The organism is Borrelia tillae (assembly GCF_055693965.1).
The window spans coordinates 21,593-32,746 of sequence record NZ_JBTGSB010000004.1 but is presented as its reverse complement, the minus strand read 5'-3'; the positions used below and the strand labels follow the sequence as shown (position 1 = coordinate 32,746).

Sequence of the window (11,154 nt, the reverse complement as noted above, 5' to 3'; positions counted from 1 at the left end):
AATTTAATTGTTAATAGTACAAAACTGAACTACAAACAAAATAAACCTAAAAATTATTACCAAAATTTCTCTTATAAAACAAATAAATCAATCAAAATCAATCCTAAAAATCATTTCCTAACATCAAATAGTACAGAAATCGAACCCTGACTACCTCCTTTCCTTCCAATTTGATATATTTTTCTTCTAAAGCAATACCATTGTTTTTACTCCCATCACCATATTCTTCATCAAAACCAATTATACCCCACCCCTAACAAGATAAAACCAAACTTGTCAAAAGGCTTATAGATTTTTTCTTAATGACCTCAACATCAAACTGTAAATCACAACCTACAAAAAACAATAGCAAACCTAGATTACACACTTAGTATGAATTCTTTTTTTGAAAAAATTACTCTACTCTACTATAATTGTGGTATCTATTCTCCCTAATAAAGAGAGAAATATATAAAATACTCTCAAAAAAAATATTTTTGATCACAAAAACGATGTAAAACAAGAATTAACTATATATTTTGTTACTAAGCTTATAGGTGGATATTCTTATTTGTCGCCTCTATGGTTACCTACTAAATTTATTTAACTCTCTCTTAGCATCTTCTAAATCTTTCTTTAGCTTTTTTATAGAATTTTTAAAATAATCTCTATCCAATGCACAGTATGCTTGTTCTACAGTACTCGCACCCGCAACTTCAATTATGGCACCTTTTTCCACGTTTTGTCCGTACACATTCTCTGCTCTTCTTAACTTACTATACGCATCTATCAAGATTCTTTCTATTACTATTCCTTCCTTCCTGCTACCAGAATATCCCTGTAAATACTTTAAAGTGTTTAAGGAACTTTTTATACTACTTAAAAGATTCCTAAGATCACTTTTTAGACGATCGTACGAATATTTTTTCAATTTTTCTTTTGCCATTATGTGTTCAGTTGTTATAGTAGTCATATACTGACCATCTCTTATCTGAGTAATTAAAATCGCAACTTAATCTTATCTCTAATAATCTTATCTGCTATTTTAAGTGCTCTATCAATATACCTTTTAATTTGGTCATACGAATGTAACGCTGTAAGCAACTTCTATCTCATTAGTAGAATAAAACTTATTACTAAACAACAAAAACAACCATAAACATAAATATCTCTGATATAAATACATTTTTTTAATCATATATATTTCTCTCCTAATAAAAAAATATATATCAATTTAGACAATGGTTTGTTCTGATGACAATAACATCTTTGTAAGATTTAATTCAAATATTGTTAGCAGATTTTGACCACACCACTAAGTAGATTAAGTTGATTCCTAATTGCATAGTAAATGGTTTTGATCACTTTCTATACATGTTCATTTCATTGACACATTTCTCTCACAAAAAATGGTCCTAGCACAAGAAGCAATCTTACTATTTCAGGCCGTGCTTAACATAGAAATTACAATAACATACTGAAACTTATAATTATATAACAATTGAGCAAGATATCTTTTCTAAAAAGTGAACTAAAATTGATATTTACCTAGAAAGGAACAAACAAAAAACAATAATTCTTAATATTTTTACTTCATAATAAACAATATGCACTTATTTTTTACTGATTACAAATTAAAATAAACATCTTTGAAAACATTAATCATCCTGTCCACTATTAATATCTTTACTATTTTAATCTTTTGAGTCAACCTCATATGTTAAATATGCAAAATCCAGTAACCTGTATTAATCCCCTTCAAAATGAGATAAGGATTATAAAAATTCCCAAGAAAATCTACCGCCAATAGAAATTGCTAATCTCTCAACACACATTTTGACATTCTTATAATCCTCCATAACAATGGAAAGCATCTCTTCTATTACAGATTTCAGTTTATGTATCTCATCAATAATAAATAGAATGCTTTTATCCTCTGATGTTTCCAAATATCAACAATATCCTTTTTGGCTTTTCAAGCGCTGGAGCTGAAGTTACCTTAATTGCAGTATTCATTTCAAAAGCAATAACACTAACTTGCCAAAATCCTGGTGAAGGGCCACTTAAAAAAACATGGTCTAGAGACTCATTTTCTGCCTTTAGACGCCTTTATAAAACTTCTAAATTTCCCTTTATAATATGGGACTGCCCTGCAAAATCTTTCAAAGATTTTGGCCTAAATTCATTCTCACTCTGATCATATACAAAATCCTTATCAGAACTTACAGAGCGTCAATTCTGCTCTCAAATTTCATCTAAGAGCTCCATATTAACCTGTAATTCTTCTTAATACCTCTTTTATCAAAAATTGTTCTTGTTCGACTTCTCTTAACATTAAGAATTCATCGGTAAGTAAGATTTCCTTGATTGTAGATACAACCAATTTTCTGTCAAATCCCATACTAACAATTGACTGCTCAAGCTCCTTAAATTTAAACACATCTTCTGGGCTATCTAAAATCAGTTCATCAGCTATGATAAGCTTCCCCTTAAGCTGCAAAATTATTTTGCTCGCCATCTTAGTACCAACACCTTTTGCGCTAGAAATAAGCTTTACATTCTCACTTTCAACCGCATCTATAAATTCATTATATTTCATGCCAGACAGTATCTTTATAGCTGCTCGTGGTCCTATTCCATTAACCTCTAGTAACTTCTCAAAAATTTTTCTTTCTGATATATCTAAAAATCAAAAAGACTAATTTCATTCTCTCTCAAATGAAGGAAGGTCAATATCTCAACGTCTTCTAACAAATTCAGTTTCTGCCTACAAAAATAACTAACTAAAACCTCAAACTCAAAGAACCCTGCTAAAATAACGATACTAGCCTCTCGCTTCTCTACAACCTTACCATAAATCTTATTCATCATAGAACTAAATTATAACACTATATGTTTTATAGTGTTATAATTTAGTTCTCTTTTCAATGAATTTATATCTTTGTTAAGACTAATTTTTGTAGCCTATCATTAATTGAAAGTATTCAAATCAAATATCAATACTGTAAGTAATATATTTTCCGTTCCAATGTATCTTATGCCACTGCTAAAACTTTCATAAAAAGACGATACTCAATCAACATTTAGTATCAATCCGTTCTTTATACTTGTTGGTAAATTTTTCTGTCTTAAAAATCTTCAGCCCTCTTCTAACCTCATACTCATTTACATCATTTTCTTACATTATTGTCTAATAGATTCAATAGTATAGTTTATTAATCTCTAAATTAGCTCCAACAAATTTTAACACTCTTAATGTCTTCTCTACAAATTTGCCCAAATAAATAAACATCCCTTACTTTCTCCTTATTCTCAATCTGTCCTTGTCTCATCAGTTACAACCGCTTCTTATAAAGATTAATAGAATTACTTCTGACAACACCAAACAAAACTATATTAAGGCCTATAGAAAATACTTAAAAGTATAAGTACAAAAAATATACCAACATAACCAGCTCTCTTAACAATATCAGATACCCCCCTTAAAAAAATAAAACTAAAGGTTGAAAAATTATTCTTATTGACTTTTCTCACTACACTCAAATCTCTAAATTCTTCACTCAAATTTTTCAAAAAAGTCTCAAGATAACCATTAATCTACCTATTCAATTATTTATCCTCACTGTTTGCCATCTCAATTTTTTCCATATAACTTTTCTTTTCACTGAGAAAAATGTGATCCAACTTCAATGTTAATCTCTAACAAATCTTATACGCTCGCTGTTTTTCCTTCATTTTAGCTTCTGCAGTTGATATACTACTCTCAATTCTTTGCCTCCTTTTACGTATCCTCAGCGTCTCTCTCCTGATTAATCCCTCCAATATCAATGATAGTTTCTATGAAAGCAGACTATAGAAAAAATTAATTAAAGAAGTAATACAACAGCTATTGTAAATGAAAACACATAATACAAAATAGTATCACTTGACCCCTTATAGATTAACAATGTCATCAAAGGAAAAAAACATATTAAATACCAAAAAACTATAAAAAGAACTATCACGTATATTACGTATAAAACACTAAAAAACAAGCTTTAAAGTATCTGGTATACTAAGCGATTCAATATCAATTTTGACATACTATTACATCCCTTCATCAAATATATCTCTATAAAAAATAGTTTGAATTGTCTTTCTGCGCTCTTTAAATTTAAAGAAGTAAAAACTCGCACTAAACTGCATATCAACTACCCGTCTCTGCATCTCCTTATACTTGTAAGTAAATCCTTAGTCTAAAATTGTTTTTTCAAATTCAGTTACTTGACTCTCAAGTGAAATTAAAATCTATTTATCCGAATCATTAAGTCCTGTAAAACTCTCACTATGTCGTGAAATAAACTATTTATTTTTAACATTAATGAATTCCTCAAATCTTAGGTTGGTTTTATCTCGCTATCTTTCAGATAGGGTTAGTATTTCTCTATGAGTTCCCGAAATTTCTTTTTATCAATCTATATGCTCACCAACAAATCTATAATTAGATTTAGCAAAATCATTAATTTGATTTTCAATTCCTGCTAAGACCCTACGCTTAACATTCGTAAATGAGTCGAATCTTGCCTGATACTTATCAAAAAAAATTGCGTTCCGCATTAAACAACTAACTTCTATCCCTTAACTTGGCATTTGCCCTCCCAAATAGGTTACTCAACATAGTTAGTGAAAAGCTTTCAACAACAAGTTTCACTATACCTCTTAGAATCTTTACCTGTATTTAAATGCTTAAGATCGCTAGCGTTAACATTCTTAATGTCTTGTACACTGCACTTGATATTGCCTCCCTTTAGTTCCTCTGTATAACCCCCCCTACTTGCTAGCAGCATTATCTTAAATCATAACTTTAACACATTCATATTGGTTCCTACTCCTACTATCTTTGTTGCTGTGTTTGCTAATGTTTTTTGCCACATTCAACAATGCTCCATATGTCTCTCCGAGCCGAATTAAGCAAATGTCTATCATAATCTAATTTCACCAACATGGACCTACTATTCTCATAAATCTCAAAAATTAAAATGACTTGGTATAAATCTCTTATTCCCTTCCATATTGCCCCCCCCAAAAACCCCAGATTTTACCACATTTACAAAATGTAATATATAACATTGAATCACCAAAATTTAAGATCAAAAATTAGAACTTAATTAAAAATTCTTAGCAGAATCCTTAATTAAGTTCTAACAAACGATTCATTATAAAGGTAGTACTAAAAATGACAAGCACTACAAACAATATTTAAAATACAACAAATTTCAATTAAAATCAACTATTATATTCAATAATTTAAATCTTTGCTAAAGATTATTATTTATACATTTCTATCTTAACCGTTTCTTTTTACAAAAGAATTACTTTTTCTAACCTTCTCAATACTTACCAAAAAGTTTATCATCTTCATATCAACACCAACAACTTCCTTTTTAACACTTATTCTTTCATCATTAGTTTTAGTCACCAATTATAGACACAAATGCATAAACAATAAGATTGCCGCTTCTCTTTGTCAGAGAATAAAACATATATAATCTTTATGAAAAGTAATCCTGAGTGAATTTAACTCTGACAAAAACCATATTTATTTGCTATTAAAATTTATAGCTGACATACAATCTTCCAAGTTTATTAACAATCTCTTCACTATTTATAAGAAAAAAACATTGCACTTACTTAAGAAAATACTACTAAAAACATTGCTTTTGGTCTCAAAGTTATTGCTTTATATCTACTGATGGGGGCTTTATTTAAAAAATTAAGAAATATACTCAAAATCAGTAATTATTTGTCTTTTTTAATCAAAACTTTAAAAGTATAATTATCATTATGTAGTAAAACAAAATCCATTACCGGCCTCACTAAAGCCCTAAATTCATTTCCTCAATTTTCTGTTTTATATTGTTTATATGCCAAATTTCCCATAAATACTCACTATCTATCTACCTTCAAACTTTTAAATTCTTTGAAAAACTTCTCAAGTAAATCTTGTTGATTTTCAAAAATCTTATCTAAAAAGAATGCCGCAAATTTTGCATTTTTCTTATAAAAATCATAACTGCCTTGATTTTTAAGCTGGAACCTCAATGGTTTTATTGGATTCTGTCTTGATCTTTTTATTTCCTCAATTTCTTTGTTTTTTATTAAGTCAAGTGACTCATTAATGCCATTTTCTATCAGATACTCCTCACTTACAAGTCCATTTTCCATGGCAGTTGCCAACTTCAAATAATTATATATCTGACTCCTAGCTATTTTAAAATTTCTAGTAAATGCATTAAAAGTTTTAAACCCATCTATTTTATAATAACCATTATCTCTTATTTCTTTTAAGATTTTCATACATTCTATTTTATAGAATATCTCCTTTTTAAAGGAATTTATAAAATTTTCCTTTAGTCTATTATAATATATCCTTAGTTCTTCTTGGTCATCAATTTTTTTTAAAACTCTGTCATTTACTTGAACCTGCATTTCTTGTCCTCCTTTTGTCCATTAAATGGACAAAAAATTTATGTTATAGTAATTCTTTGCAAAAATTTGTTAAATATATCTTGATATTCTCTTATATAATCTTTATCAATATTGAAAGGAGCATTGTTAGCTATTTTTCTATTTAAATCTTCTCGTTCCTTAATAAAGCCCAAAAAATTATTTCTGGATTCTATCATACTTAACAAATATTTATGTGTTTTGTTAGTTTTAAATCTTGTCACAATTAAGAATATAGGTATTCTAAACCCTGCCTTTTTAATAAAATGCTCTAGTAACTGTAAACTTTCTACAGCCCATTTCTCTGCTGTCATAGGCACTATTATATGATTACTCACAACCAAAGCATTGACTAAAGTAAAATCTAAACTTGGATTAGTATCCAATATTATGTAATCATATTTTAAATCAAGTAATTGCAAATTTTCTTTTAATCTCATCTCTTTAAATAAAATTGTTTCCGCATTGAATTGATACAAACTCAAATAACTTGGTATTAAGTCCAAACCATCATTGATGTTTACAATTGATTCATTAATACTTATATTATTTTTTATCACTTCATAAATATTGAACTGAACAATATCTACTTTTCGTTTTTCTATTTCATTAATGAAATAACTAGTAGAAGATGCTTGTGTATCCATATCTATTAATAAAACTTGATATTTCTGAGCTAAAAGGGTAGCAAAAATTATTGCACTCGTACTTTTGCCAACACCTCCCTTAATTGATGCAATTGTTATTATTTCAGGTTTTTTTTTATCCATTTGATTATAAACCCTCCATCTGGTAATTTTCTGCCATAAAATCCATATACCTGCTCTTCAAGATTTGAAAGTATTGTCATTAGAACTCTGCAATACTTTGTATCAGTCTTTTCTTTTTTAACCAACCGAGCAAGTCCCTTGATATAGCAAAAGATACTGCCTTTTTTAAATCGGAATTCTATGTAATAAGCTTTTGATAATGTATATGCTTTCATTATTCCATCTTCCTCATATTTTTTAACAACATTTTTTATTGGTTTTCTATATCCATAATAAATACCTAAAAACTTGTCATCTTTTTCTAAAGCAAATAAGTTAAATGCTTCTGCTTTTTCTTGGTTAAATAATCCTCTAAATGCAATAAAAAATTTATTATTTTGTTTCTTATTAACACCAAACATGCATAAATCCATCATAATTTTTGTATGGTATAACTTTTTACCTTCAATTTCTTCTATTTTTATAAAAAGTAATTTTTTTTGTTTGGATACAACTGTTATTTTCTTTTCTCTAGGATGCTTTACTATACTATCCATAATCAATCCTTAAGTGACATTTTCCTCAAGTTCTTCTAATTTTAAATAAACTTTTTTGTTCTCCTCTACTATATCTGAAAGTTCATGGTAGTAATGATTATTAAACACCCTCTCATACTCTAATTTGTTTTGTTTGTTCAAATAATTTTTTAGTATCGGTATTAGTGCCTTAATATTCATTTTATACCTTAATCTGTCAAGTAATATGCTAAATATATTGCTTCTAATTTTTTCTTTATCCTCTATTTTTTTCTCGATACATTTAGTTGTTTTATTGAGTTTATTTATTACCCTTTTTAAATCATTGTACTTATTTTGTTCTAATATGAAGTGTGGTTTATTTTTGTATCTATCAAATATTCTTTTTATGTTTTCTTCCAGTTGTTTACGATCATATCCTTCTTGTTCTAAATTGATTTTTGTTATTGATAGTATTTCTTTTAATTTTTTTTGTTTAAATATAAGTTTGCTTTTAGCGTTACTTTTATTAATTGAATATAATTTCTTTGAATTATAGAAGAAATTTTCATTGTTTTTCAATATTTTGAGTGAGAAAATTTTATTTTCTTTTTTCATTTCTGAATTCAGAATGTGTATATATGCTTTTGATTTAAAGTTGCATTTTTTTGCATATTTAATTGTTTGAAAGAGTTCAATTTTTTTTCTTTCTTCTTCTTTTTTATTATTATATTTATTATATAAACATTCCTTATTTTCCACATCCCCTTCTTTATTACAATTCTTTTTGATATATGCATTAACACGACCTTGAAATCTTTCTTCCTTTTTATCTTTAAAATATCGATTTATTATACTGTAGCATTCTTTCTTAGAATGCTGAAGCTTGTAGTAAATTTCAGTACCCATATTAACTCCCAAATGTTTATGATAATTAATTGTAACTTGTAATGTTTTTCCTAATTTATAAAGATAATTTTGTAGTGTTTTAATTGTAATCAGGTTCTGTCCATTCCTTTTTAAGTTACCATTAAAGTAATAAAGTATATCACTTTGAGTGTATTGCTTAAACGTGTTATTCATGTAATCTAACGTAGATGTCAATGTAATTAATTTATGTTGGTATTTGTTTTTGGATGGTTTAGTGTTTTTCATTCAAATCTCCTTTATAATGAATTACTACTACATATAGTAACTCATAAAGTATTAAAAAGTAAACTGTGATTTTCCTAAAATTATTTTTTATAAGTTTGACAAAAAAACAATAGAGCAGAAATTAAAAGAAATCGGATCAGTAGTATATTAGGAAAACGTTTACCAAATGTAGAAAGAAGGGTAAATGTTTCAAGTTTACAAGGTCAGTTGATCTTAATCTTCAGCATGAAACATAAAACATATATGTACGAATGAAGTTGGTAACATATTTACAGAGGCTTAGGGCTCAGAATAATTTTTAGTGAAACGAATATTAAAGGACCTGACAAAAATGTATGCTTTAAAGACAATACCCTTACTGGACCAACGCTTAACGGATGGTTAATGAGAAATGTAATCTATTCTTTTTAATAGGTGCAGAGCTAATTAATTGTGTCGTTGAAAGAAATGATAAATTTATCGAAAAGATATTAAGTGTATTTGAGAAAATAAACTTTGAAATTGAGAAAATTTGCAAAAGCATTAAAGAGAATACTGAAGTTGATATTGTGAGTATCTATCAATAATGATGATCTCAAGTCTTACACAAAGAATTTACTTGCGGACAATTAGTTTGATGGGAAACCATGTAAGTTTAATGTTAAGGTGGGTGTGTTGAGTTTGAGAATTTAGAGCTTGCAAAAGCTATATAACCATTTATTTAAAAACAAAGAAAAAGAATACTTCATGATGTTTAAGTGTATATTTAGACTTTTAAGTTAAAATGTACATTTTCATAAAAAAATGAATATCTAGAGCAAAACAGCTTGCTTTAGATATTCATTAGAGAGTTTTATACGTAGGACAAGAGAGAAATTACGTACATGATCATTTGCTAAGTGAACTCTCATAATTAAATTATATCATAATGTAATTATGAGATTCCAAATTATTTGAAAATGCTTTTAATATTTCTATAAGCCTACAATTTACTAGCACAAAAAAATCATAAACATTATCAATAAGTGTTGTTGGTGAATATTGCGTAAGTTCTTTGATTCCAAATGAATTAAATTCACGTAACTTTAGACTTGCAATAAATATATTGCGACATATATGAAGTGATTTACTCTTACGAAATTCTGATTTCATTAGTTGAACTTTAAATTGTTTTGATATTTTTGTTATGCTAATTTTATCGTTCTTGAATGTACATTTGCGTTTTTGAAATAGATAAGTACACCAAGTATCTTTACTCTTAGATTAGAAGTAATTTTTGCGGGCGTCACTGACAGCTTTAAATTCAACGCCACTAATAATAACTTCTTTAATACAAATATTGCTTCTCTTGTTAGTTAAATTAACACTTATCCTGAAAAATACATTACCAATCCGGACTTACTTTTTTTGTTGAGCTTTATATTTTTGTATTTCAACATCGCTACAACCAGTAACTGCAAGTAGATATACAAACCATCCAGCAATTGAGCTAAAAATTTTACTTTTTACTTAATTTTCTTGTGCCAACTTTTAAAGAATGAAATTGGATAATCAGTAGTTGATTCTCGTAATAACTTTGCTTTAAGTGATCTAAACTTCTTTTGATTGTTAGTATTAAGGACAAATAATTCTATTGCAGTTAAGATAAAAAACTGTTTTATTTTATTTACCTGATGAGATCCATACTTGCCATTATCATCATCGTTAAAGTCATAATCGAATGCATTATCTATATATTCCCCAATAGTTTTAGCGTTTGTTAATTTTTGTCTTTTAGCTTCTAAAAAGTCATAGACTAGGGTAAATTCGTTAGCTAATTCTTCTTGCTTTTCTAGGTCACCATCAAGCCAAGTAAAAAACCTTATACATCTAGACTTATATCTATCTTGGAGCCATACACATGATTTTTCAAATACTTTCTTTAATAATTTATACTTTTTCTGATAAGTAACCTTTGAGGTATCAGTATTTTGTTTTGGAAACAAAAGAACTCTATTTATATCTGTAATAGTTTGATCCTGCTCCAAGGCCCCTTTCAGTTCACAAGAATGCATGAACAATGAGAATAAAAATATTAGATATATAAATTTAATCATATTAAAAATTCCCCTTTTAATGTTAATTATTATATAATAATTAACATTATGTTATATCTATTTGTTTGTAAGTTTAATCTTATATTGGTTTTGTAAAACGATTAGTTATCATCTATATTGGTATTACATTCCACTCTTGTATTTCTGGCATTCTTATTTAGAGTCAGAATGATGCTTCAATAACTTGTTTATTCA

12 protein-coding genes and 2 pseudogenes are annotated in these 11,154 nt (G+C 27.7%); all 14 read right to left on the bottom strand.

What is annotated here, in order from left to right; translation table 11 throughout:
- Positions 1 to 565: 565 nt before the first annotated feature.
- The 14 genes and pseudogenes from ACWUD1_RS05545 to ACWUD1_RS05480 all read right to left on the bottom strand — a co-directional run bounded on the left by ACWUD1_RS05545 (position 566) and on the right by ACWUD1_RS05480 (position 10,959).
- Positions 566 to 952, bottom strand: a complete 387-nt coding sequence (locus ACWUD1_RS05545) for a hypothetical protein (RefSeq protein WP_472757153.1) — start codon at positions 950 to 952, stop codon at positions 566 to 568.
- 802 nt (positions 953 to 1,754) lie between these two features.
- A complete protein-coding gene (locus ACWUD1_RS05540; RefSeq protein WP_472757152.1) occupies positions 1,755 to 1,928 on the bottom strand; it encodes a hypothetical protein in 174 nt (57 codons plus the stop codon).
- A pseudogene (locus ACWUD1_RS05535) lies at positions 1,909 to 2,019 on the bottom strand (hypothetical protein); the annotation flags it as partial. The gene ACWUD1_RS05540 and the pseudogene ACWUD1_RS05535, both read right to left, overlap by 20 nt.
- A 229-nt stretch (positions 2,020 to 2,248) precedes the next feature.
- A pseudogene (ruvA, locus tag ACWUD1_RS05530) lies at positions 2,249 to 2,850 on the bottom strand (Holliday junction branch migration protein RuvA).
- A gap of 525 nt (positions 2,851 to 3,375) precedes the next feature.
- Positions 3,376 to 3,552 (bottom strand): hypothetical protein, encoded by a 177-nt coding sequence (locus ACWUD1_RS05525; RefSeq protein WP_472757151.1) that lies wholly within the window; start codon positions 3,550 to 3,552, stop codon positions 3,376 to 3,378.
- Positions 3,553 to 4,428: 876 nt separating this feature from the next.
- The gene (locus tag ACWUD1_RS05520; RefSeq protein ID WP_472757150.1) at positions 4,429 to 4,575 is read right to left on the bottom strand and encodes a hypothetical protein; all 147 of its coding nucleotides are present in this window, start codon (positions 4,573 to 4,575) and stop codon (positions 4,429 to 4,431) included.
- 77 nt (positions 4,576 to 4,652) lie between these two features.
- Positions 4,653 to 4,805 carry a hypothetical protein gene (locus ACWUD1_RS05515; RefSeq protein WP_472757149.1) on the bottom strand — a complete coding sequence of 51 codons (153 nt, stop codon included), beginning with the start codon at positions 4,803 to 4,805 and terminating at the stop codon, positions 4,653 to 4,655.
- Positions 4,806 to 5,305: 500 nt separating this feature from the next.
- Complete coding sequence (locus tag ACWUD1_RS05510) at positions 5,306 to 5,437, bottom strand: hypothetical protein (RefSeq protein WP_472757148.1); 132 nt, start codon at positions 5,435 to 5,437, stop codon at positions 5,306 to 5,308.
- Between the two features lie 470 nt (positions 5,438 to 5,907).
- A complete protein-coding gene (locus ACWUD1_RS05505) occupies positions 5,908 to 6,447 on the bottom strand; it encodes a chromosome replication/partitioning protein (RefSeq protein ID WP_472757147.1) in 540 nt (179 codons plus the stop codon).
- Between the two features lie 38 nt (positions 6,448 to 6,485).
- Positions 6,486 to 7,235 (bottom strand): ParA family protein, encoded by a 750-nt coding sequence (locus ACWUD1_RS05500; RefSeq protein WP_472757146.1) that lies wholly within the window; start codon positions 7,233 to 7,235, stop codon positions 6,486 to 6,488.
- Entirely contained in the window at positions 7,211 to 7,771 is a 561-nt protein-coding gene (locus ACWUD1_RS05495) for a DUF226 domain-containing protein (RefSeq protein WP_472757145.1), read from the bottom strand. The genes ACWUD1_RS05500 and ACWUD1_RS05495 overlap by 25 nt, the downstream gene beginning before the upstream one ends.
- Positions 7,772 to 7,780: 9 nt before the next feature.
- Positions 7,781 to 8,884, bottom strand: coding sequence for a plasmid maintenance protein (locus ACWUD1_RS05490; protein ID WP_472757144.1), 1,104 nt, complete (start codon positions 8,882 to 8,884; stop codon positions 7,781 to 7,783).
- A gap of 897 nt (positions 8,885 to 9,781) precedes the next feature.
- The gene (locus tag ACWUD1_RS05485; protein ID WP_472757143.1) at positions 9,782 to 10,015 is read right to left on the bottom strand and encodes a hypothetical protein; all 234 of its coding nucleotides are present in this window, start codon (positions 10,013 to 10,015) and stop codon (positions 9,782 to 9,784) included.
- A 353-nt stretch (positions 10,016 to 10,368) separates the two neighbouring features.
- Positions 10,369 to 10,959 (bottom strand): Mlp family lipoprotein, encoded by a 591-nt coding sequence (locus ACWUD1_RS05480; RefSeq protein WP_472757142.1) that lies wholly within the window; start codon positions 10,957 to 10,959, stop codon positions 10,369 to 10,371.
- Positions 10,960 to 11,154: the final 195 nt, after the last annotated feature.

Coding starts and splice junctions, on each gene's coding strand:
- ACWUD1_RS05545 (WP_472757153.1), bottom strand. CDS start 952: ATGACTACTATAACAACTGAACACATAATGGCAAAAGAAAAATTGAAA.
- ACWUD1_RS05520 (WP_472757150.1), bottom strand. CDS start 4,575: ATGCGGAACGCAATTTTTTTTGATAAGTATCAGGCAAGATTCGACTCA.
- ACWUD1_RS05515 (WP_472757149.1), bottom strand. CDS start 4,805: ATGCTGCTAGCAAGTAGGGGGGGTTATACAGAGGAACTAAAGGGAGGC.
- ACWUD1_RS05505 (WP_472757147.1), bottom strand. CDS start 6,447: ATGCAGGTTCAAGTAAATGACAGAGTTTTAAAAAAAATTGATGACCAA.
- ACWUD1_RS05500 (WP_472757146.1), bottom strand. CDS start 7,235: ATGGATAAAAAAAAACCTGAAATAATAACAATTGCATCAATTAAGGGA.
- ACWUD1_RS05495 (WP_472757145.1), bottom strand. CDS start 7,771: ATGGATAGTATAGTAAAGCATCCTAGAGAAAAGAAAATAACAGTTGTA.
- ACWUD1_RS05490 (WP_472757144.1), bottom strand. CDS start 8,884: ATGAAAAACACTAAACCATCCAAAAACAAATACCAACATAAATTAATT.
- ACWUD1_RS05485 (WP_472757143.1), bottom strand. CDS start 10,015: ATGAAATCAGAATTTCGTAAGAGTAAATCACTTCATATATGTCGCAAT.
- ACWUD1_RS05480 (WP_472757142.1), bottom strand. CDS start 10,959: ATGATTAAATTTATATATCTAATATTTTTATTCTCATTGTTCATGCAT.